This window comes from Formosimonas limnophila, assembly GCF_014652675.1.
GTDB classification, from domain to species: Bacteria; Pseudomonadota; Gammaproteobacteria; order Burkholderiales; family Burkholderiaceae; genus Hydromonas; species Hydromonas limnophila.
Window position 1 is genome coordinate 93,067 of sequence record NZ_BMZG01000005.1, and the last position, 22,247, is coordinate 115,313.

The window sequence follows — 22,247 nt, forward strand, 5'->3', positions numbered from 1 at the left end:
CGTTTGTAGCGAGTAGATGAAACCATTGTATATTGTCGGGCGCAATTCATTACGGCCTTGTCGTTTTGGGCTTGATGAATCAAGCCCCTACAGTTTGAGAGCTTTGCATCGTTTTATGTCAACCTGAACAGGAAATGGTTTGCAGACGAATCATCTGTATTTAATCTTTGGTGAACTCACGGTTGCTTGATTCATCCGTCGCTGGCTGCGCCCAACGAGCGAGCTGCAATCCAACTTCATAAAGAATCACCAACGGTATTGCCAGCAAAAGCTGCGACGCGATGTCTGGCGGTGTGATAATCGCTGCAATCACAAATGCGCCAACAATCACGTAGGGGCGAGCGATTTTGAGCTGCTCAATGGTGACAAAACCCAAGCGAACCAAGACAATTACGACCACAGGTACTTCAAATGTCAAACCAAAAGCCAAAAAAGTGGTCAGCCCAAAGCTCAAATACGCGTCAATGTCCGTAGCCATTTCAACACCCAGTGGCGTGAGGTTGGCCATGAATTTAAATACGGTCGGGAAGACAAGGAAATACGCAAACGCAGTGCCGATGAGAAACAATATATAGCTTGAGGCAATGATGGGCAAAACAAGTTTTTTTTCGCATGTGTACAGCCCCGGCGCGACAAATGCCCAAATCTGGTGCAGCACAATCGGCAAGGCGATGGTGAAAGCGACCCATAGCACGAATTTGAGCGGAACAAAGAAGTTGGATGTGACTTCGGTGGATATCATGCGCGAGCCTGCGGGCAGGTTGTCGAGCATGGGTTTGGCAAACATGCCAAAGATGTCGTTGCTCCAGTAGAGCAACACCGCAAAGACCAGCAAAACCGCTAGCGCGGCCTTGGCCAGACGCGAGCGCAACTCAACGAGGTGGCTCATCCAGCCTGTCAGGCCAATGTCGTCGGTGGCATCATTGGGGTTCGGGAGATTCGCTTGGGTCATTAATGGCTTAGGATTTTTGTGATTCGACGTTGGTCAATATGGGGATTAACTAAAAAACGAGTGTCGTTTTTTGCCCAGATGCGCCGCATAGCGACGGTGACGCGCCATGCGAGCCGCCTCGGAGGTAACTTTGGTTTTCAGGCCGTTTTGCTGTTTGTACCAGAGGGGGACGCGACCGATCCTGACCCGCCAGTGGTCACGGCCATTGCGCGATGCCGCGAGATTCAGATAAGGTTGTGCGTTGTAGGGCTGTCCGGTACTCGACTCTGAGCGAAGCTCATTTTCGGCCTCTGACCATGTGGCGCGCATGGTGCTTTGGACGTCGGAGAATTCTTCGTTGACGCTTTTACCCATTTCGCGCAGCTCGGCCAGCTCAATATCACGCGAGACCTCATCCTTGACATCTCGAATATAGCGCTGGGCGCGGCCGAACAGCGTCCCCGCAACCCGTGCCACTTTGGGCAAGCGTTCAGGACCCAAAACGATGAGCGCGACCACCCCGATAACGGCGATTTTTGATAGACCTAAATCAATCATCGGTGATTATGACTGGTGGTCACGGGTTTTGCTGTCAGCAGAGTCGATGGTTTTGTCGGTTTGATCGGCGATTTTTTTGTCTTCTTCGCCTTTCATGCCGTCCTTGAAGCCTTTAACTGCCGTACCCAAATCACTGCCCATGTTGCGCAGTTTTTTGGTGCCAAATACCATGACGACAACGAGCAATACAATCAACCAGTGCCAAATACTTAAACCGCCCATGACGTTCTCCTAAAAGGTGTATGTTTTTCAAAGCCAGCCGCGTCACACGCGATTGACCGATAAAATGCTGTGGTGCGACTTAGTTCGCATTCTGCGCGAAACCGCGCCAAGGCCGCTCACCCGCGAGGACATGCAGGTGAATGTGATAAACCTCCTGACCACCGTCAGGACCGACATTCATCACCACGCGCATTCCACCTTCGGGCAATGCGCGCGCACCGTGCTCAAGCGCGAGCTTGGGTGCAAGTGACATCATTTTGCCCAACAAAGCTTCATCATCTGCCGTGCAATCGGCCAATGTCTCAATGTGCTTTTTCGGCACAATCAGCAAGTGCGTCGGCGCGGCAGGGTTGATGTCGTGAAAGGCGATGAATGCATCGTCCTCATAAACTTTTTTTGCAGGGATGTCTCCTGCGATGATTTTGCAAAAAATACAGTCAGCCATGTGTGTTTGCCTTGTTATGCATCATTCAATCGGGAAGGATGAAGCTCTGCAGACGATGATTCGTCCAAAGAGTCAACGCGAGCGGCTTTTTCAACCAATCCAGACAGCCCCTCACGACGCGCCAATTCACCCGCGATATCGTCAAAACTCAAATTATAGTGCGCCAACATGACCATTGTGTGAAACACCAAGTCAGCGGTTTCATAAATGATTTTTTCGGTGTCGTGCGATTTGGCCGCAATCACGACTTCGGTGGCTTCTTCGCCAATTTTCTTCAGTACCGTGTCTTCGCCCTTGTTCAACAGACGAGCCACGTAGGACACGTTGGGATCGGCCTCTCGGCGCGAATCAATAACAGCTTCTAATTGTTTCATCACATCAGCGGTGTTCATATGGTGGTCTTTGGTGAATTATTTCTGATAAATGTCGTCAGGCGACTTGAGCACGGGTTCAGTCACGCACCATTGCTGCTGTTCAAAGTCATAAGCCTCAAAAAAACAGCTTTTTCGACCCGTGTGACAAGCAATGCCACCGTCCTGAACCACTTGCAACAGCAAAACATCTTGATCACAATCCACACGCACCGACACCACATGCTGTGTGTGGCCTGATTCTTCGCCCTTGAACCAAAGCTTTTTGCGTGAGCGGGAGAAATACACCGCACGGCGCAACGCCAAGGTTTTTTGCAATGCTTCACGGTTCATCCATGCAAACATCAGCACATCACCCGTCGCATGTTCTTGCGCAATCACGGGCACCAAACCTTGCTCATCCCAACAGATGCGGCTCAATATTTCGGCTTCTGACATAGCGATTTTACGCCTTTTTTCTTAATTAATTCAATCAATTAGCAGACTCAATTCAGAATCGAATCGAAATCCCCTGCTCGCTCATCAGCTGTTTCGCCTCACCCACCGTGTGCTGGCCAAAGTGAAAAATACTCGCCGCCAAAACCGCATCGGCGTGTCCTTTGAGAATCCCATCGGCCAAATCCTGTAAACCACCGACACCACCCGACGCAATCACAGGAATGCTCACGGCGTCGGACACCGTACGCGTTAAATCCAAATCAAAACCGCTTTTCGTGCCGTCTCGATCCATACTGGTGAGCAAAATCTCGCCCGCACCGAGCTGATTCATCTTCATCGCCCACTCAATCGCATCAATCCCTGTCGGAGTGCGACCGCCGTGAGTGAAAATTTCCCAACGCAGCGACTCACCCTCTTTTGACACTTTTTTGGCATCAATCGCCACCACAATGCACTGCGAGCCGTATTTATTGGCAGCATCGGCGACGAGCTGAGGATTGGTCACGGCTGCGGAGTTAATACCCACTTTGTCCGCACCCGCGTTCAACAAACGACGCACATCCGCCACCGTGCGTACACCGCCACCGACCGTGAGCGGGATGAACACTTGATCAGCCACCGACTCAATAATCGGCAAAATCAAATCACGATTATCCGACGTCGCCGTGATGTCCAAAAAGGTGACCTCATCCGCACCTTGTGTGTCGTAACGCTTGGCAATCTCGACGGGATCGCCCGCGTCACGCAAGCCGACGAAATTCACGCCTTTGACGACGCGGCCATCTTTGACATCGAGGCAAGGGATAATGCGTTTGGTTAGCATTATTGCGCCGCCAATAATTCATCCGCGCGCGCCTGCGCTGCGGCAAAGTCCAAGTCACCACTATAAATCGCGCGACCACAAATAACACCCTCAACACCCTCACGCGTCACCGCACACAATGCGTCGATGTCAGCGAAATTGGTCAAACCACCCGAAGCAATCACAGGGATAATTGAGGCTTGCGCTAATTTCACTGTCGCGTCGATGTTGATGCCTTGCAGCATACCGTCACGGCCAATGTCGGTGTAGATAATGCTGTCCACGCCATAGTCTTCAAATTTTTTTGCTAAATCGGTCACATCGTGTCCCGTGATTTTGCTCCAGCCATCGGTGGCAGCTTTGCCGTCTTTGGCATCCAATCCGACAATGATGTGACCAGGGAATTCAACGCAGGCATCCTGCAAAAAGCCCGGATTTTTCACCGCTGCCGTGCCAATGATGACGTAGCTCAAACCCATATCAAGGTAACGCTCAATCGTCTCAAGGTCACGAATACCGCCCCCAATCTGCACAGGAATGTCATCACCGACCTCAGCCAAAATCGCTTTAATCGCCGCGTTGTTCACAGGTTTACCAGCAAACGCACCATTCAAGTCCACCAAGTGCAAACGGCGCGCGCCTTGTTCAACCCAATGCGCTGCCATTTGTTCTGGCGCATCGGAGAAAACCGTCACACGATCCATTTCTCCTTGTTGCAGGCGCACACATTGGCCGTCTTTTAAATCAATGGCTGGAATCAACAACATGCTCAACACTTTCTCACTTAGTGTGGGATGAAAGCATGGCTTTCAGTCGCCCACCGTTCTTAAAAAAGGCGGGAACCCCGCCCCTACCTTTTGGCAAAACTCACGGCTGCCAACCCGCAAAGTTACGATAAATTTGCAGCCCAAACGCACCGCTTTTTTCAGGGTGAAACTGCGTGGCGAAAACATTGTCCTGCGCCACAGCACAGGTAAAGTCCACCCCGTAAGTCGCATCGCCGACGCTCAAGCTCGTGGCACATTGTACATAATAACTATGGACAAAATAAAAGTAGGACTCGTCAGGCACACCCGCCCACAGCGGATGCGCGCGCATCTGGCGCACACGATTCCAGCCCATGTGCGGCACTTTGAGTTTCGCACCGTTGGCATCTGTCATGCCATCAATGGCAAAACGCACCACGGAACCTTCGAGCCAACCAAGCCCGTGCGAGTTGCCTTCTTCGGCTGCGCCAAATAGCATTTGCTCACCGACACAGACGCCAAGCAACGGTTTGTGTTTCGCGCTTTCTGTTAAGGCTTCGAGCAAGCCACTGGCGCGCAGATTGGCCATGCAGTCAGGCATAGCGCCTTGACCCGGCAAAATCAGCTTATCCGCCGAGCGCACCACATCGGGCGAATCGGTGATGAGCACATTCACATCAGGCGCGGCGGTGCGCATCGCCTGCGCAACACTGCGCAAATTACCCATCCCGTAGTCTAGAATTGCAATTGTCGTCATAAATTTAAAGCCCACCCAAAGCAGGCAACATCGTCTTCAGCCCTTCAACAATGAACTCCACCGCCACTGCCGCAACCAACAAACCCATAATTCGCGTCGCAATGTTAATCCCCGAACGCCCCATAACACGATTAATCGGCTCAGCTAACTGTAAAACCAGCCAAACCAGCGCGGCCAAAACTACCCCACAGCCAATAATCACAGCGTAATCGCCCAGCCCTCGAGCTTTATCAGCATAAACAATCACGGTTGAAATTGCTCCTGGCCCTGTCAGCAGGGGAATGCCGAGCGGCACAACGCCGAGCGTAGATTTATGTTCTGCTTCATCCTGCTCTTCAGCAGTGGTTCGCGCGCCGCCCATTTGCGCATTCAACATCGCCAAAGACATCAACAAAATCAGTAAGCCTCCCGCCACTTGCAACGAAGCTGTTGAAATGCCAAAAAACTCTATGATTTGCTCACCCAGTAACACACAAATCGAAATGACTGCAACCACCGTAAGCGCTGCAGCGCGAATCGTGCGCTGTTTTTCCTTGCGCGTGTGTCCTTGCGTCAAGCTAATGAACATCGGCAACACGCCCAATGGATTAACCAACGCCAGTAGTGCGATGAAAGTTTTGAATGGATCCACGAAGACCGCCAATCATTGATGTATTTTGTTTTGGAACAATCCTGAAAGTTAACCCACCAAGCTACCCTTAGTCGAGGCAATCGTTTCGGGGGCGCGAACATCAATCGTCAACGCCATGCGCAACGCTCGGCCAAAGGCTTTAAATACCGTTTCGATTTGATGATGGGCGTTCACACCGCGCAGATTGTCTATGTGCAAGCTCGCGCCCGCGTGATTGACAAAGCCACGAAAGAACTCAATCGACAAATCCAAGTCAAAGTTACCGACCCGTGCTCGTGTAAAAGGCACATGAAACTCCAGCCCAGGACGCCCCGAAAAATCAATCACCACACGTGATAAAGCCTCATCGAGTGGCACATATGAGTGCCCATAACGCGTCAAACCTTTTTTATCACCAATCGCTTGCGCAATTGCTTGCCCGAGCGTGATGCCAACATCTTCCACTGTGTGATGGTCGTCAATGTGCGTGTCACCCGTGGCTTGCACATTTAAATCAATCAAGCCATGACGCGCGATTTGGTCGAGCATGTGGTCGAGAAACGGCACACCCGAATTCAACTCAGATTTGCCAGTCCCATCAAGATTGAGGCTGATAGAAACCTGCGTTTCGGATGTGTTGCGAGTGACTTGAGCGATGCGAGACATGGGATTTTTCCATTGAAATGATGCAAAGCGGTATTTTAATGGAATTTAAAGGATATGGGGCGGGTAAATCAAGCACCACATAGCTTTGTAAGAGCATCAAACTTGATTTTTAACATGATTGTGCGCCGCTTTATCATTGGCAAAACACGACATTAAGCGTAAAATAACCATATTAACTTTGTGGTTATTTTACGAGAGGATTAAAATGTTACTGTCATTTGTGATTCATATTTTAGTGAGTACTGTTTTGATGGGTATTGCATTCACCGCGGCATTGGTGATGGACTATAAAACAGCGCAAGACCTTCTAATCGCTTTGGCGGCGGGTGTTTTACTGTCCATACCTATTTCATACAGCATCACCAAGCGTTTGCGCAGCCTCAAATAAGTTACACCAACGTTCGTATCGCATCGATTAAGTTCTGATTTTCTTCCACCGAGCCAACCGTTAGACGCAAACAATAGCGCAGCATCGGATGTACGCGTGTCATGTTTTTGACCAAAACGCCGCGTGCTTTTAAGCCCTCAAACGCCGCATCAACGTCGGGAAAGCGCACCAAGACGAAATTGGCGTCACTGTCAAACACATGCAAACCATGCATCGCGCGCAACGCCGTCATGAGTTCAGTTCGTGTACTGCGAATTTGCCTGGCTTGTTGTTCGAGCACCTCTGAATGCTGCAAAATAAAAGTCACCGCTGCTTCAGTCAGTACGTTGATGTTGTACGGCGGACGAACTTTATCCAACTCACCAATCACATCAGATCGCCCGACCATATAACCGAGGCGAACGCCAGCCAAGCCCAATTTGGACACCGTGCGCATAACGAGTAAATTCTCGAACTGAGCCAAATCATTCATCCACGTATACGACGCGAACGGTTGATAGGCCTCATCAATCACCACAAACGCCTGCCGCTGATGGGCCGCCTCAATCACCGCGACCATATCGGCGCGGTCAAACTGCGCGCCTGTTGGATTATTGGGAAACGGCAAATAGACCAACGCAGGGCGATGCTCCTCAATCGCCATCACCATCGCCATCGGGTCAAGCTGAAAACCATTGTCGGTCTCGACTAAATCTACCTCAACATACTGCACATGATTGAGCAACGCCGACGCGCGATACATCACAAAGCTCGGCGCAGGTGCGAGTATCACTGGCCGCTCGTGGTGATTTTCAGCAGGTGTTTTGGACAACGCCATACTCAGCAAATGAATCAACTCGTCCGAGCCGTTGCCCAAAATCGTCGCAAAGCCATCAGGGATGTTTGCATATGTTTTCAGCGCATTTTGCAAACCGCTGTATGTCGGCACAGGATAGCGATTCAACGCTACCTCAGCTAAATGGGCGGCGAGTTGCTGTTTTAATTCGGCAGGTAACTCGTACGGATTCTCCATCGCATCGAGCTTAATCAAACCCGATGCATCGGGCACGTGATATGCCGACATGGCGCGAACATCTGAGCGCAGATTATCGAGGAGGGATTGAGGAGAAATGAGCATATTTAATTTATTTCTTCGTATTTTTGTTTTTGGAGATCGAGCGTAATATGAAATGCAAATTGATAACTCAGTTCGTTTTTGAAGGCTCTAAGTTTATCTTTATCATGTTCTGGACTTTCACTAGAGGATGCTTTTTTAACTTCTATCACCAGTAAGTTATTGTCATTATTACCTCGATCGTGAACGACAATATCAGGAAAAACTGTTTTTGCATCCAGTGCATCACTGGAAACATTTGAACAAACAGGTAGCCTCAACATTTTCGGATCGCAACCATTTCTGTTGTACTCACAATCAACATGGTGATTTGGAAAGTATTTTGCTAAATGAATTGCCAATTGATGCGTTAAACTTCTTTCACTTGAATTCACTGCCATCAGATGGTGATCATGTTGATACAGATCACCAATCGAGCTTTTAATTGCGAGTTCTACATAGCTCCGAGTTATAGGATACATAACAACTCCTTCTTTTTAGCTCCGGCTCGCAGTTAATTACAAATAGTCTTCCATATATGCCAGTCAGCAGTTCCAAACGGGGCAATTTGAAATCTTGGATCCCAATCTTTACTTGATTGAGTCCGTTTGGTAAATGTTGTGCCTGGTTGCTGCATACAGGCGTATCCCTTTGTATAGTATTGAACACCACCATGTGGAAACGATTTCGCCACCGAAACCACCATTACAGTAGTTGTTTCAATATTTTTATGCACAGAGTTAATGGAATCAATTTTATGCTCGTATTTACTTTCTGGGGCAATATAATATTTGAACATTCCCCCACCTGAGCCTTTATAAGCTATCTCAACGACTGGCTCATAACCCGCCGACGGTTTATCTTGTAGTATGTTTTCCGAAATCGCCGCACAGCCAGTAAGAGACAGAACTAATATTATATAAAAAACTATACGCATTTAATTTACCTTTTTAAAAAATCCGAAAACCAATAAACAGCTTTCACACATTACTACCTGCTCAAGCCCCCCCCCCACTTACTTCAACCGCATCTCAGCACTTCTCGCATGTGCCGTTAAACCCTCACCATGCGCCAGTGTCGAGGCGATTTTGCCGAGGGTTTGTGCGCCTGCCTCAGACACGTGAATAATCGATGAGCGTTTTTGAAAGTCGTACACGCCGAGCGGTGAGGAAAATCGCGCTGTGCCTGAAGTCGGCAGGACGTGATTTGGGCCTGCGCAGTAGTCGCCGAGTGACTCAGACGTGTACGCGCCCATAAATATCGCACCTGCGTGGCGGATTTTTTTCGCCCATTCGTCTGGATTAAGCGCAGAGATTTCGAGATGTTCTGGCGCGATGGTGTTGGCGATGTCGCATGCCTCATCCATGCTGCGTGTGAGAATGAGCGCGCCGCGGTTTTGCAACGATGTACGGATCACTTCTGCACGTGGCATATCGCTAATCAATCGGTCAATCGAATATTGTACCGCACGGATGTATTCAGCATCGGGGCAAAGCAAAATCGACTGCGCAAGTTCATCGTGCTCGGCCTGAGAGAATAAATCCATCGCGACCCAATCAGGATCGGTCGTACCGTCAGCGATGACGAGAATCTCAGATGGGCCTGCAATCATGTCAATACCTACTTGGCCAAACACACGCCGTTTGGCTTCGGCGACGTAGGCATTGCCTGGGCCGACGATTTTGTCGACACGCGGAATCGTGACAGTACCGTACGCCAGAGCAGCGACCGCTTGTGCGCCGCCGATGGTGAACACCTGCGTCACGCCCGCAATGTACGCAGCGGCAAGCACGAGCGGATTGCGCACGCCGTCGGGTGTGGGAACCACCATGATGATTTGCTCGACGCCTGCGACGTGTGCGGGTATGGCGTTCATAAGGACGGATGAGGGGTAAGCGGCTTTGCCACCAGGTACGTAAATCCCAACACGGTCCAGCGGTGTGACTTTTTGACCAAGCACCGTGCCGTCGGATTCGGTGTATTGCCACGAGTTACCCGATTCGCGATCTTGCGCTTCGTGATAACTTCTGACGCGTGCCGCCGCAGCCTGTAGTGCTTCGCGTGGTGCAACGTCGAGGCTGTCGAATGCTTGCTTTAGGTCTGCTTGACTGAGGGTCAAATCCGCCATCGACTGCGCTGTGATGCGGTCAAAACGATTGGTATATTCGATGACAGCCACATCGCCACGCGAACGAACGGCGGTGATGATTTCGCTCACCGCCGCACCAACACGCTCGTCAGTGGAGTCGTCGAAAGCGAGGCGGGTTTTGAGCTGTTGGTCAAAATCGGCGGCGGTAGTTTTGAGGAGTGGAATGTGTACTGAGGTCATAATTTCGTTGATTATTAAATTTTTGCGTGGGTCGAAGAGACAGTCGCATGATAAAAAGTTTAATTTGATAACTGTTGCTTAATGTCGAGGGCACTCATGACAGTTGCATACTCGCCTTGCAAGTTGGCCAATGCGATGTCATGAACTTCTTGTGCGGTTCGTTGACGCCCCGAACAATCAGATTTGGCAAAAGTAAAACAAGCATCCGCAGCGACATAGACGTTAAATCCCAAATTTCCCGCTGTCCTTACGCTGGCTTCAACTGAGTTTTCGGTGCTCACCCCCGCGATAATCAACTGATTAATGCCACGAACGTGTAACCAACGCTCCAAACCCGACCGGATAAAAACATCTGGCACATTTTTCTCAACCACATGTTCGTGCGGCAAAGGTGACAGCGCCTCTTGAAACTCTGCCCCCGCTTGCCCTGGCCAAAAGCTTGAGCCAACCGTGCGCGAAATATGCCGCACATGCACAATGGGAAATGACTGAGCGCGTGACCATTGCACCAAATCCAGCACTGGTGATTGCATTCCCTTTTGCATGTCGATAATGATTAGGGCGAGTTTGGCTTGCATAATTAACTCTCGATTTAAGTCATTGATGGCAAAGGCAATTTCGTCATTTTGTCTATAAGATATTGGGGCTTAATAATAAACCAAAGCAAAAAACCAGCACCTATTTAATTATCCCACTGCCGCCTCAAACGCCGCTAATATCGGTCGTAGCCGCGTGGCTTTCAACTTCAACGATGCTTGATTGACAATCAAGCGTGATGAAATATCGCAGATGTGTTCAACTTCCAACAAATTATTCGCGCGCAGCGTACCTCCCGTGCTGACCAAGTCAACAATGGCGTCACCCAAACCAACCAATGGGCCAAGTTCCATCGAACCATAGAGTTTGATTAAATCGACGTGCATGCCTTTGGCAGCGAAATGCTGTTTGGCGGTTTCGACATATTTGGTGACGACGCGGATGCGTGCGCCGCTTTTAACAGCAGCTTCGTAGTCAAAACCGTTTTGCACGGCGACGGACATGCGGCATTTGGCGATTTGTAGGTCAATCGGGCTGTATAAGCCCTCTAAACCTGATTCGAGTAAAGTGTCTTTGCCCGCGACGCCAAAATCCGCCGCACCGTAGCGCACGTAGGTCGGTACGTCGGAGGCGCGCACGATGATGACTCGCAGAGCGGCATCATTGGTAGGCAAAATCAGCTTACGTGAAGCTTCGGGGTCTTCAAGCACTTCGATGCCTGCGGCGCGCAGCATGGGTAAGGTTTCGGTGAAAATTCGGCCTTTGGATAACGCTAATGTGAGCATGGTGGTTCGCTGGTTGTGTATTGGTTTCGCGTCATGCGGCGACGCAACAAGGGTAAAATTATCCCATGAAATGCCGATTGGCGGGCGGTGATTTGAGCAGGCGATGCACCCGATGCGGGATGAAGGGAATTTGGGTTATGATGCGTGGTCATTCACACCAGTTATAGACTTTTATGAACACTCGCATTTTAAATATTCACGGAAAAAACGCGCCGCTGCACATTTGGCAACCCGCGCATGAAACGAGTCAAGTGCCGCTGCATTTCGCGCATGGCAATGGATTTCCCGCAGGGACTTATACAGCGATGTTGCGTGAGTAGGCACACGAGTGCACAGTTTATGCGACGGAGCATCGCGCGGTTTGGACAGGCGTGGGTACACCACCCTCACGGTTTTCGTGGGATCATGCGGCGGATGACATGATTACGGCGATTGAGCAAATCTCGCCCTCGGGAGTGATTGGCGTGGGGCATTCGTTGGGCGGTGTGATGACGCTGTTAGCGGCAGCGAAGCGGCCTGATTTGTTTCGGCAAATTGTTTTGATAGAGCCTGTGATGTTTCCAACACGGGCGTTTGTGCAAATGGGCTGGATGCCGATGTGGTTGCGAGAACGACTATTCAGCGTGGCCAAACGCACAGTGCGCCGACGTGCGCACTGGTCATCGCACGATGAATTTGTCGATTATCACATTGATAAAGCTCCGTTTCTCGGGATTTCGCGCGAGGTGATGATGGATTATGCGCAGCATGGATTGCGTCCGCATGGCGATGCGTGGCAGCACAGTTTTCCAACGAGCTGGGAAGCGCATATTTTCCGAACACCCGCTTACGTGTGGGGTGCTGTGGCAAAGTTGTCCGTACCGTGCACCATTTTTCGCGCCGAGCAAAGTAATTGGGTTCCAGACGTTTCGTGGCAAAAATGGAAAAAGATGCGCCCCGACTATCCGATCAGCGTGTTGCCGAAATTAGGGCACATGGCGCCGCTGCAAAATCCATCGGCAGTCGCGCAAGCGGTATTGGAAAAAATTCAGAGCGTCTCATAGCGTTTACCCATAAAAAATGGCGGGATGACCCGCCATTTTTCACGCCTTTTTCAAGAACTCCGATTTGAGCGACAATGCCACACCATCGACTTTGCAATCAATGTCATGGTCGCCTTCAACGATGCGGATGTTTTTCACTTTTGTGCCTTTTTTGATGACGATGGATGAGCCTTTAACTTTAAGGTCTTTGGTGAGAATCACGGAGTCGCCGTCAACCAGTACATTACCATTCGCATCTTTCACCACACGCACTTCATCACTGGTGGGCGCGTCTGCTGCTGACCATTCGTGGCCACAATCAGCGCAGATGAGCATTTCACCGTCTGGGTAAGTATTCGACATGTGACAAACAGGACAAGCAGGTAGTGTACTCATGGTTTTCATCCAAAAAATAAAACCGCATTGTAGCGCGTCATGCACAGTCAATGCGGTTTTGGTGAAAACAAATATGCTTAAAGCATATGACTCACTAATATTAAATACAGAGTCAACAGTGAGAACTCCGATTACTGCTCCATCGGTTTTTCACAATTAATCATCCACGACACACCGAACTGATCATACGTCATGCCAAATCGCTTGGCCCAAAACGTTTCCTCCAGCGGCATCACAACACGACCACCATCTGCCAACACGGAAAAAATACGCTCAGCTTCAGACTCATCATAGATATTGACCGCCATCATCACACCCGTCATGTTTTCGTATTGCCCTGTGTGCGTATCGCCGCCCATGAGAACTTGATCACCATTGATGACCATGCGGGCGTGCATGACTTTGTCTTTCATATCAGCGGGCATTTCATCGGCCATCGGCGATTCGCCATTGGTCAGCATCATGAGGATTTCGCCCCCAAGGTGCTTTTGGTAGTAGGCAAAGGCTTCACGGCAATTGCCATCAAAGCTCAGATATGCATTGATTTTCATGATGTCTCCTGTGTATTAATTAAATGGATTGTTTCGCTTTTTCTGCTGCGTTTTTTAAGTTTGTCAGCCCCGTTTCAAACTGCGTGCCAATCATTTTATCCATATTTATGAATAAACCCATGACTTTTGATATCAGCGGACTCGGGCCGTACATGGCCCACGCGACTTCGGTGTTATCGCCTTGCTGCGTGAGTGTAAACTCTGCGATGTTATTCGCGGCGAAGGGCTTGATGAACTGCAAGGCGATTTTGATGAACGAGTGAGGCGTAGACTCGAGAATCGTCATATTGCCTTGCCCCATATTTTTATTGCCCTGCCACGCATAGTGCGCGCCCACACCCATGTCAGGACCGCTGTATGAGCGCGTGAGATTGGGGGCAATATTTTCCCAAGGCGACCAGTGCGTCCACTGGTGAAAATCATTGATGTAGGCAAACACAGTCGCAGATTCAGCATGGATAAGGATTTTTCGCTCAACACGAAACGAATTCGGCTTGCGCGAGGCCAGAATCAGCACCGCAACAACAGCGAGAATAATCAAAATAAGCAACCATTTCATGGCACGCTCCTATAAAAAAGACAGAGAGTCATTTTGCCCCAAATCCATTCGTCGCGCCATCAAAAAGCCATCAATCAAAATACCCTTTCACATAATTATTCACCGCCGCCAGCGGTTTGCGTAATACGCCTCTAAAAAACACCCAAAATTTGCCAGCAGTAGCTGGGCACAGCGGCGTATTGAACATTTAACCCATCACCAAGGTGTCCGGTGTTGACGAGCCTCTCAATGCGCCACAGATGGTAAGGCTCTGAAACAACGATGACCGTTTTTGATGCGATTTGCACACAGCACTGCCGCACTAAAATACAAATTTTCAAGCGTTGAAGACGAAGCGGACTCTTCATGTACCACACCAGTATAACCAATATCACGAGCGTGCTGCATCATGAGCTGTGACTCGACTCGGCCATCTTCCTCATCAACGCCACCTGACATGACCAGTTGTGTCACTTGGCCAGAGCTGCCCAGTTGCACAGCGGCATCGACACGTCCCGTCAAACATGGGTTCGGTGCACCATTGAGATACGCGCGGTTACCTAGCACCAATGCTGCATCGGCTTTATTCATCGGCGGTTGCGCAAGGGCTTGATACGAATGCACCATAATCGTCAACCACAAACCCACATACAATAAAACCACAGCCAGTCCCAACAAAACAGGATAACGCAGCCACGCACGCTGCCAAATCAAGTGGCACAAACCAGACAAATACCGACGAATCATCACAAACTCCCCCTTTAAGAAACCACATATTAAATGCCATGTATGTGGGCAAGGTGAAGTGCACAATCCATTGATTCACTTCAAGAGCCAAAAAAGCCATGCAATCGCATGGCTTTTTTGAAAGAATCACAGCTAAAGAAATTTCTATAAATCAAACTTCTTCTTCGCCCATACCGCTGACGCGCTCAATCTTTGCACCGACAGCGGAGAGTTTTCGTTCCATTTGTTCGTAACCACGATCCAAGTGGTAAATGCGGTCAACGATGGTTGTGCCAGAGGCGATCATGCCCAAAATCACCAAGCTAGCCGACGCGCGCAAATCTGTGGCCATCACCATCGCACCTGATAGCGCAGCAGGTTCAACACCTTTGGTGATTGCCGTATGACCATCCACAACAATGCTTGCACCCAAGCGGTTCATTTCTTGAACGTGCATAAAGCGATTTTCGAAAATGGTTTCGGTCACATGCGATGTACCATCGGCAATCGCGTTCACGGCCATGAATTGCGCCTGCATATCTGTCGGGAAACCAGGGTACTCAGTGGTGCGAAAGCTCACTGGTTTGGGGCGTTGGTTCATGACGGCACGGATGGTGGTATCGCCCACTTCGAGTTCCACACCCATTTCGCGCAGCTTCTCAAGCACAGCATCCATTATGGTCGGGTCAACATGGGTCAGGCGCACATCACCACCCGTCGCAGCGACAGCGCATAAAAACGTCCCCGCCTCAATGCGGTCAGACACGACCGTGTGTGTCGCGCTGTGTAGGCGCTCAACACCTTCAATCACGAGGCGGTTTGTGCCAACGCCTTCGATTTTCGCGCCCATGCTGATGAGGAGTTTGGCCAAATCAGTCACTTCTGGCTCACAAGCGGCGTTCTCTAAAATCGTTGTACCATCAGCCAACGTCGCGGCCATGAGCAGATTCTCAGTTCCCGTGACTGTAATCATGTCGGTGACGATTCGTGCGCCCTTGAGGCGACCGCCTTCGGGCGCACGCGCGTGGATGTAACCGTGTTCGATGGTGATTTCGGCGCCCATCGCTTGCAAGCCTTTGATGTGTTGATCAACAGGACGCGCACCAATGGCACAACCACCAGGCAAAGACACCCAAGCTTCACCAAAACGCGCGAGTAATGGACCCAGTACGAGTATCGATGCACGCATGGTCTTGACCAACTCATACGTCGCTTTGGTAGAAATCGAACCATAAGCATGAACCGTCACTTTGTCGTGCTCTAAATCAGACACCGTCACACCCAGCTCACGCAATAGTTTAATGGTGGTGCGGATGTCACGTAAATCCGGCACATTGCGCAATTGAATCGGGTCGCCTGTGAGAAGCGTGGCACACATGATTGGCAGTGCGGCGTTTTTTGCTCCGCCAATGCGAATGTCACCATTCAAGCGTGTATCGGGGCTTCCGCTGATTTTGAGTTGTTCCATGGTTGTCTTTCTTATTTGTTGTAATGGTAATCTTAGTTTTTGCTCGCCCACTCAGCTGGCGTATAAGTTTTCATCGACAGCGCATGGATTTCTTCTTTCATGCGCTCGCCGAGCACAGCGTAAACAGCACGCTGCCGCGCAAGCGTGCGCTGGCCTTCAAAGGTACTTGAAACGATGGTTGCATAAAAATGCTGGCCATCGCCCTCAACACTCAAGTGCTCGCAGGTTAAACCTGCCGCAATGTAGGATTTAATTTGTTCGGGTGTGGGTAAAGTCATATCAATATCTTAATTTATAGCCGCGCTGCAACAGAGTCAGCGCCAAAGCAGACAACAGCATCAAAGCCACAGCCACCACCGCCAAACTGGTTAATGGCGACACATCTGATTGGCCAAAAAAGCCGTATCTAAAGCCGTCTATCATATAGAAAAACGGATTGAAATGAGAGAGTTTTTGCCAAAAATTCGGTAATGAATGAATGGAATAAAACACCCCTGACAAAAATGTCGCAGGCACAATCACAAAGTTTTGAAAGGCTGCAAGCTGGTCAAACTTATCCGCCCAAATCCCCGCAATCAAGCCCAAAACCCCCATAATCGCAGCACCAAGCACAAGAAATAGCAACACCCAAAACCAACTCGTGACAGACACATTAATAAACCACACCGTGACCACCATCACCCCCAACCCCACCACCACACCACGCACAATCGAAGCGGCAATATACGCGATGAAAATCTGTAACGCAGTCAGTGGCGTGAGCAACATAAAAATCAGGTTGCCCATGATTTTTGATTGGATTAAGGATGAAGACGAATTCGCAAACGCATTTTGTAACACACTCATCATGACCAATCCTGGGACAAGGAAACTGGTATAAGCCACCCCCTCATAAACACGCACTTGGTCACTCAGCACATGACCAAAAATCATGAGATAAAGCAATGCCATCATGACGGGTGCGGCAATGGTCTGAAAACCGACTTTCCAGAATCGCCGAACCTCTTTGAGAAACAAGGTATAGGTCGCCATCATATTCATGCCACACCTCGATTCTGCTCACTCATCATGCGCATAAACACATCCTCTAAATCTGCCTGTGATACGCCAACATCCTCTAATTCGCCACCCGCTTCACGCACGGCGGCCAAGGTGCTTTCCACTTGTCCTGCATTTTTTAACGTAAACAGCAATTTGTTAACCTCTATAACAGACTCATCGACGCGCAGCAGTGACTGGATACCCACAGGTAAGGCCGCTGGTACAATGGTGTTGTGTAATTTGACTTGCAATTGCACGCCAGCGATTTGTTGCAGCAAGTGACTGGTTCGGTCTAATGCCAACAAACGACCATTTTTCAGCATGGCAATCCGTTCGCACAGCTGCTCAGCCTCCTCAAGGTAATGAGTGGTCAGCACAATCGTGTGCCCTTCTCGATGCAATCGTGTAACAAACTGCCACAACGTTTGGCGCAATTCGACATCCACACCCGCTGTCGGCTCGTCTAGGATAATCACAGGCGGACGGTGCACCAAGGCCTGAGCCACCAACACACGCCGCTTCATACCCCCAGACAAAGCGCGCATATTCGCATTCGCTTTATCGGTTAAACCCAAATTCTCTAATAACTCGTCAATCCAAGCATCATTTTTTCTCAAACCAAAGTAACCCGACTGCCAAACTAAGGTTTCACGCACCGTGAAGAACGGGTCAAACGCCAACTCCTGCGGTACAACACCCAGCTGACGACGCGCCATCTGCGCATCTTTCTGCACATCCGCCCCCATGATGCGAATCGAGCCACTGCTCGGCTTGGCCAAACCCGCCATCATGCTAATCAATGTGGTTTTCCCCGCGCCATTGGGGCCGAGCAGTCCAAAAAACTCGCCCTGATTCACCGTAAAACTCACGTCGTTCAGGGCAGTCAAATCTTTGTAGTGTTTCACGACGTGTGACACGTCTATCGCAACTGTCATATTCATCCTTTTGTGTGATGCCTCTATTATAGTGCCTTACAAAGCAATCCGTCGCACAATGAAAAAACCCGTTCAATAATGAACGGGTTTTTCGAAAACCATCAAAGGCATCAACGCTTGTTTTTCAAGTAAGCAGTCAAACCTGCAACACCTGACTTATCCGCAATCGGTTTAAACTGCGAGCGGAATGTGCTGATAACAGACACGCCTTGGACATTAACGTCATACACTTTCCAGCCGCCGCTGTTGCGCAGACTGTAGGTCACAGCAATCGGTTTGCCGTTGTTGCGATTGATGCGGGTACGCACGACATTGCCATTGGTGGGAGCAACATCAATACTGGTGATATCACCACCTTTCAAACTACTCGCATACGTACGAGCCAAATAGCGCTTAGACTCAACCAGCAATTCATTTTGCTCTGCAGCACTCGCCTTACCCCACGCTGGACCGACGACAGAACCAACCATGCTGCGAAAATCAACATAAGGCATGATATTGGTATCCACATACGACATGACGCGAGCAGCACTGCCATTTTTTAAACCAGCATCGGTTTTAATAGCAGTTGTGACATTGCTGCTTAAACGACGAATCAGTTGTTCAGGCGTTTCAGCATACGCAGAGACACTAACACCGAGACCCAAAACACACAGACCAACTAAAAACTTCTTAAAAACAGACGAAAACATAACTTTCCTTTATAACCATAAAACGAATGAACAAAAGTGGTACCTAACCAATGAATTCAACACTCAAACGGTTGACTCATAATGTGATTTTTTCGTCAATCAAATGAATCACAGGTTCAACCACAGGCTGAGCAGCTTGCTCAACACGCTGTGTAGAAACAGTAGGGGCTTGAATAGTTACCTCAGCAATCACCTGTGCATCGCCAATTGAAATAGAAGCAGATTCATCAAAGCCTTCAAAATCATCCACATCGCTCACATCTGCTTCGCGCTTTTGTGACCAAGCATCACGCGAAAATGCGTATTTATCTAAAGCAACTTCATCAATCAAATCAAGTGTGCCTTGCAATTGGACACGCGTATCCACAACTTTCAGTAAGGTTGTATAGTTTCTGATTTTGATAAATTTTTTGTAACCCAGCGGATTTGCGAAGAAATCTACTGGCATCGCCAATGTGTCGCGAATATTGGATGGACCCAACAACGGCAACATCACATAAGCCCCAGGCTTCACGCCCCACTTGCCGAGCGTTTGCCCAAAATCCTCATTGTGCTTGGGAATTTTTGCCTTACTCGCGACATCAATACACCCGCCCAAACCAACCGTACTGTTGATGACAAAGCGGCAGACATCCTGACCTGCGGCTTTGAACTTGCCTTGTAACAAATTATTCACAGCGGTGTAAGGCACAGAAAGATTTTGAAAGAAATTCGTGACACATGACTGAATGGGCTTCGGCACAACCTTGCTGTAACCACGCGAAACTGGCCCGAGCGTGTATTTATCAATCACTGTGTTGCTGTCATACATCGCTCGATTAAATTTCTCAAAAGGGTCATATACCTCAGACTCATCATTTGCTACTGTCAGTGCGACACCGTCAGAGGACGGCTGCACACTTTGAGTTTCTTGGGCTTGAGCCAAACCAATGCTGGACATGAACAATGCCGAGGCCAACCAGTACGAATGTTTATGTGAGTAATGAATGGTGTTCATCATGTGCTCCGTATGCCTGAACGGCGTTTTATTTTTTTTCAACATCAGTAGCTGCCGTTTCATCGACCTTATTGGATATGAAGGTGCGTACCAAATCCTCTAAACCCATGGCCTGCTCAGTACGCTCAATTTCATCACCTGCCACCAGTTTATCCTGCTCGAAACCCTGCGTCAAATGAACATATTGTTCACCAATCAAACCTGATGTGTTGATAGCCAAACTGGTATCTTTCGGTAACGTCACCGCCGTACTAATCGAGATCACAACCTCGGCTTTATAGACGCTGTCTAAGTTATTTAACGTGATTTTTTCAACACGACCAACGGTGACACCCGCCAATTTCACAGGAGAGCGCACTTTTAAATTCCCGATTTCAGTGATATTGGCTCGCAGCTCGTAAGTATCACTTGAGTTGAAGCCGCCTTTACCGCCGACGCGAAGCACGAGTGCAACCAATGCAATCGCACCCAGCAAAACAAATAGCCCTACCCAAACATCAATTCTTTTTTGTTGCATGATTTTTCCTATATCAACTAAACATCACCGCAGTGAGCAAAAAGTCCAAAGCCAGTACCATTAAAGCCGACTTCACCACTGTCCGTGTCGTGGCCTGCGCCACACCTTCTGGTGTGGGACGCGCCATCGCGCCCTCATACACAGCCAGAAAGCTCACCGCCAAACCAAAAACAAAACTTTTGAGCAAACCTTGCATAATGTCTGCCTGCACATCCACGCCGCTGTTCATCACTGACCAATACGCACCTTCGTCCACACCCAGCCACAGCACAGCCACAGCATAGCCACCATACACCCCCACTAATGCAAACAGGGTCGTCAAAACGGGGACGACAAACCCACCAGCCCAAAACCGTGGTGCAAACACACGGTTCATCGGGTCAACACCCATCATCTCCATCGCAGCCAACTGCTCACCCGCTTTCATCAGTCCTATTTCAGCGGTCACTGCCGTCCCTGCGCGTCCAGCGAACAATATTGCCACAATCACAGGAGCGAGCTCACGAACCAGTGCCAAAGCCACCAATAGACCGACCGCTTGTTCAGCGCCCAAACGACTCAGTGTATAAAATGATTGCAGACCAAGTACAGCACCAATAAACGCAGCCGATACCACCATGATTAGCAACGAATAATTGCCCAAAAAATGAATCTGCCCGACGACCAAACGTGTGCGTGTGAACCAAACACCGACATTAGCCAACATACCCGCCAACATCCGCACAGCAAAACCCAGTCCTGTGACACCTTCACGTGTAGAAGTGCCAATACGCTCAATCCAAGTCACGATACTCATGCATGCACCTCACTCACTGTTGCACCGCGCACAAATCGGCGAATAAAAGGATCATCGCTGGCCAATAAATCACGCGGTGTTCCCTGCGCTAAAATTCGCGCCTGATGCATCACATACACATAATCTGCAATAGCGAATGTTTCCTGAACATCGTGAGACACCACGATGGACGCCGCATCCAAACTATCCGTCTGCTCACGAATCAATTGAGCAATCGTGTCCATCGCAATCGGGTCTAATCCTGTAAATGGCTCATCGAACAACATAATCTTTGGACTCTGTGCAATCGCACGCGCCAAAGCCACACGACGCGCCATCCCGCCTGAAATTTCTGAAGGCATTTTTTCTGCCACGTCAGCCAAGCCAACCGCCGTCAATTTGCTCATGACCACAGTTTTAATTTCTTCTAGTGATAACAAAGTGTTTTCTCGCAATGGGAAGGCCACATTATCAAACACCGACATATCCGTAAATAAGGCACCAAACTGAAACAGCATACCCATCTGTGTGCGCAGCGTGCGCAATGCCTTGGCATCATCGTAGGGCAATGCCGAACCCAGCAAACTGGCCGAACCCTGTGATGGCTTGAGCAAGCCAGCGACCAAGCGCAATAGCGTCGTTTTACCACAACCCGAAGGCCCCATCACCGCCACAATCTGTCCGCGCGCGACACTCAGTGACACATCACTGACAATGGCTGCACTGGTTGTATAAGCGAAATGAACGTGGGTTAATTCAATCATGTTTATTTATATACTCTACTCTTGATAAAAACGAACTCTGAATCAGATGACGTATGTTTGAAAAACAACAATCTGCAATATTGAGGCCAAGAGTGACAATCGCCACTTTGATATGAACCACGCCTCTTACTTACTGCGTAGCAGCAT

The 22,247-nt window shown here is 49.4% G+C and carries 32 protein-coding genes and 1 pseudogene; 3 read left to right on the forward strand and 30 right to left on the reverse strand.

What is annotated here, in order from left to right; translation table 11 throughout:
- Window positions 1-160: 160 nt before the first annotated feature.
- From tatC to hisB, 11 genes are all read right to left on the reverse strand, one after another.
- The gene (gene tatC / locus IE082_RS05585; protein ID WP_189492814.1) at window positions 161-952 is read right to left on the reverse strand and encodes a twin-arginine translocase subunit TatC; all 792 of its coding nucleotides are present in this window, start codon (window positions 950-952) and stop codon (window positions 161-163) included.
- Window positions 953-997: 45 nt separating this feature from the next.
- Window positions 998-1,489 carry a Sec-independent protein translocase protein TatB gene (gene tatB, locus IE082_RS05590; protein ID WP_189492815.1) on the reverse strand — a complete coding sequence of 164 codons (492 nt, stop codon included), beginning with the start codon at window positions 1,487-1,489 and terminating at the stop codon, window positions 998-1,000.
- A 6-nt stretch (window positions 1,490-1,495) separates the two neighbouring features.
- Entirely contained in the window at window positions 1,496-1,711 is a 216-nt protein-coding gene (gene tatA, locus IE082_RS05595) for a Sec-independent protein translocase subunit TatA (protein WP_189492817.1), read from the reverse strand.
- Between the two features lie 79 nt (window positions 1,712-1,790).
- Complete coding sequence (locus IE082_RS05600; RefSeq protein WP_189492819.1) at window positions 1,791-2,156, reverse strand: histidine triad nucleotide-binding protein; 366 nt, start codon at window positions 2,154-2,156, stop codon at window positions 1,791-1,793.
- Between the two features lie 14 nt (window positions 2,157-2,170).
- Window positions 2,171-2,548, reverse strand: coding sequence for a phosphoribosyl-ATP diphosphatase (locus IE082_RS05605; protein WP_189492821.1), 378 nt, complete (start codon window positions 2,546-2,548; stop codon window positions 2,171-2,173).
- 18 nt (window positions 2,549-2,566) lie between these two features.
- Window positions 2,567-2,965, reverse strand: a complete 399-nt coding sequence (gene hisI, locus IE082_RS05610; RefSeq protein WP_189492823.1) for a phosphoribosyl-AMP cyclohydrolase — start codon at window positions 2,963-2,965, stop codon at window positions 2,567-2,569.
- Window positions 2,966-3,017: 52 nt separating this feature from the next.
- Entirely contained in the window at window positions 3,018-3,788 is a 771-nt protein-coding gene (gene hisF, locus IE082_RS05615; protein WP_189492825.1) for an imidazole glycerol phosphate synthase subunit HisF, read from the reverse strand.
- Window positions 3,788-4,534, reverse strand: a complete 747-nt coding sequence (gene hisA / locus IE082_RS05620; RefSeq protein WP_189492827.1) for a 1-(5-phosphoribosyl)-5-[(5-phosphoribosylamino)methylideneamino]imidazole-4-carboxamide isomerase — start codon at window positions 4,532-4,534, stop codon at window positions 3,788-3,790. Before hisA ends, hisF begins: the two co-directional genes overlap by 1 nt.
- Window positions 4,535-4,634: 100 nt before the next feature.
- Window positions 4,635-5,270, reverse strand: a complete 636-nt coding sequence (gene hisH / locus IE082_RS05625; protein WP_189492830.1) for an imidazole glycerol phosphate synthase subunit HisH — start codon at window positions 5,268-5,270, stop codon at window positions 4,635-4,637.
- A 4-nt stretch (window positions 5,271-5,274) separates the two neighbouring features.
- Window positions 5,275-5,901 carry a MarC family protein gene (locus IE082_RS05630; protein ID WP_189492832.1) on the reverse strand — a complete coding sequence of 209 codons (627 nt, stop codon included), beginning with the start codon at window positions 5,899-5,901 and terminating at the stop codon, window positions 5,275-5,277.
- A 48-nt stretch (window positions 5,902-5,949) separates the two neighbouring features.
- Window positions 5,950-6,546 (reverse strand): imidazoleglycerol-phosphate dehydratase HisB, encoded by a 597-nt coding sequence (hisB, locus tag IE082_RS05635; protein WP_189492834.1) that lies wholly within the window; start codon window positions 6,544-6,546, stop codon window positions 5,950-5,952.
- Window positions 6,547-6,751: 205 nt separating this feature from the next.
- Here hisB and IE082_RS05640 point away from each other — a divergent pair, with 205 nt between their 5' ends.
- A complete protein-coding gene (locus IE082_RS05640) occupies window positions 6,752-6,934 on the forward strand; it encodes a hypothetical protein (protein WP_189492836.1) in 183 nt (60 codons plus the stop codon).
- A gap of 1 nt (window position 6,935) precedes the next feature.
- Here the strand turns inward: IE082_RS05640 and hisC are convergent, their stop codons facing one another.
- The 6 genes from hisC to hisG form a co-directional block, all read right to left on the reverse strand.
- Entirely contained in the window at window positions 6,936-8,051 is a 1,116-nt protein-coding gene (gene hisC / locus IE082_RS05645) for a histidinol-phosphate transaminase (RefSeq protein ID WP_189492838.1), read from the reverse strand.
- 2 nt (window positions 8,052-8,053) lie between these two features.
- Window positions 8,054-8,509, reverse strand: a complete 456-nt coding sequence (locus IE082_RS05650) for a hypothetical protein (RefSeq protein ID WP_189492840.1) — start codon at window positions 8,507-8,509, stop codon at window positions 8,054-8,056.
- 32 nt (window positions 8,510-8,541) lie between these two features.
- On the reverse strand, window positions 8,542-8,964 hold the full coding sequence (locus IE082_RS05655) for a hypothetical protein (protein ID WP_189492842.1): 423 nt from the start codon (window positions 8,962-8,964) through the stop codon (window positions 8,542-8,544).
- Window positions 8,965-9,042: 78 nt separating this feature from the next.
- The gene (gene hisD, locus IE082_RS05660; protein WP_189492844.1) at window positions 9,043-10,356 is read right to left on the reverse strand and encodes a histidinol dehydrogenase; all 1,314 of its coding nucleotides are present in this window, start codon (window positions 10,354-10,356) and stop codon (window positions 9,043-9,045) included.
- 59 nt (window positions 10,357-10,415) lie between these two features.
- Entirely contained in the window at window positions 10,416-10,934 is a 519-nt protein-coding gene (locus IE082_RS05665) for a cysteine hydrolase family protein (protein WP_189492846.1), read from the reverse strand.
- Window positions 10,935-11,042: 108 nt separating this feature from the next.
- Window positions 11,043-11,678, reverse strand: coding sequence for an ATP phosphoribosyltransferase (gene hisG / locus IE082_RS05670; RefSeq protein ID WP_189492848.1), 636 nt, complete (start codon window positions 11,676-11,678; stop codon window positions 11,043-11,045).
- Between the two features lie 173 nt (window positions 11,679-11,851).
- Here hisG and IE082_RS05675 point away from each other — a divergent pair, with 173 nt between their 5' ends.
- Window positions 11,852-11,998, forward strand: coding sequence for a hypothetical protein (locus IE082_RS05675; protein WP_189492850.1), 147 nt, complete (start codon window positions 11,852-11,854; stop codon window positions 11,996-11,998).
- A gap of 27 nt (window positions 11,999-12,025) precedes the next feature.
- Window positions 12,026-12,721, forward strand: a pseudogene (locus tag IE082_RS05680) (alpha/beta fold hydrolase); the annotation flags it as partial.
- Window positions 12,722-12,760: 39 nt separating this feature from the next.
- Here the strand turns inward: IE082_RS05680 and IE082_RS05685 are convergent.
- The 13 genes from IE082_RS05685 to IE082_RS05745 form a co-directional block, all read right to left on the reverse strand.
- A complete protein-coding gene (locus tag IE082_RS05685; RefSeq protein WP_189492855.1) occupies window positions 12,761-13,096 on the reverse strand; it encodes a zinc ribbon domain-containing protein YjdM in 336 nt (111 codons plus the stop codon).
- A gap of 131 nt (window positions 13,097-13,227) precedes the next feature.
- Complete coding sequence (locus tag IE082_RS05690; RefSeq protein WP_189492857.1) at window positions 13,228-13,647, reverse strand: VOC family protein; 420 nt, start codon at window positions 13,645-13,647, stop codon at window positions 13,228-13,230.
- Between the two features lie 19 nt (window positions 13,648-13,666).
- Window positions 13,667-14,206: an SRPBCC family protein gene (locus IE082_RS05695; RefSeq protein WP_189492859.1), complete on the reverse strand. Its 540-nt coding sequence runs from the start codon at window positions 14,204-14,206 to the stop codon at window positions 13,667-13,669.
- Between the two features lie 225 nt (window positions 14,207-14,431).
- Window positions 14,432-14,932, reverse strand: a complete 501-nt coding sequence (locus tag IE082_RS05700; protein ID WP_229809740.1) for a YdcF family protein — start codon at window positions 14,930-14,932, stop codon at window positions 14,432-14,434.
- Window positions 14,933-15,083: 151 nt separating this feature from the next.
- A complete protein-coding gene (gene murA / locus IE082_RS05705; protein ID WP_189492861.1) occupies window positions 15,084-16,379 on the reverse strand; it encodes a UDP-N-acetylglucosamine 1-carboxyvinyltransferase in 1,296 nt (431 codons plus the stop codon).
- A 32-nt stretch (window positions 16,380-16,411) separates the two neighbouring features.
- Window positions 16,412-16,657: a BolA family protein gene (locus IE082_RS05710; protein WP_189492863.1), complete on the reverse strand. Its 246-nt coding sequence runs from the start codon at window positions 16,655-16,657 to the stop codon at window positions 16,412-16,414.
- Between the two features lies 1 nt (window position 16,658).
- Window positions 16,659-17,414: an ABC transporter permease gene (locus IE082_RS05715; protein ID WP_189493056.1), complete on the reverse strand. Its 756-nt coding sequence runs from the start codon at window positions 17,412-17,414 to the stop codon at window positions 16,659-16,661.
- A 2-nt stretch (window positions 17,415-17,416) separates the two neighbouring features.
- Window positions 17,417-18,355, reverse strand: coding sequence for an ABC transporter ATP-binding protein (locus IE082_RS05720; protein WP_189492865.1), 939 nt, complete (start codon window positions 18,353-18,355; stop codon window positions 17,417-17,419).
- Between the two features lie 110 nt (window positions 18,356-18,465).
- On the reverse strand, window positions 18,466-19,047 hold the full coding sequence (locus IE082_RS05725) for an MlaC/ttg2D family ABC transporter substrate-binding protein (protein ID WP_189492867.1): 582 nt from the start codon (window positions 19,045-19,047) through the stop codon (window positions 18,466-18,468).
- 76 nt (window positions 19,048-19,123) lie between these two features.
- On the reverse strand, window positions 19,124-20,047 hold the full coding sequence (locus tag IE082_RS05730; protein ID WP_189492869.1) for an MlaA family lipoprotein: 924 nt from the start codon (window positions 20,045-20,047) through the stop codon (window positions 19,124-19,126).
- Between the two features lie 25 nt (window positions 20,048-20,072).
- Entirely contained in the window at window positions 20,073-20,561 is a 489-nt protein-coding gene (mlaD, locus tag IE082_RS05735; RefSeq protein WP_189492871.1) for an outer membrane lipid asymmetry maintenance protein MlaD, read from the reverse strand.
- A 13-nt stretch (window positions 20,562-20,574) separates the two neighbouring features.
- On the reverse strand, window positions 20,575-21,357 hold the full coding sequence (gene mlaE, locus IE082_RS05740) for a lipid asymmetry maintenance ABC transporter permease subunit MlaE (RefSeq protein WP_189492873.1): 783 nt from the start codon (window positions 21,355-21,357) through the stop codon (window positions 20,575-20,577).
- Entirely contained in the window at window positions 21,354-22,100 is a 747-nt protein-coding gene (locus IE082_RS05745) for an ABC transporter ATP-binding protein (RefSeq protein ID WP_189492875.1), read from the reverse strand. Before IE082_RS05745 ends, mlaE begins: the two co-directional genes overlap by 4 nt.
- Between the last annotated feature and the right edge of the window lie 147 nt (window positions 22,101-22,247).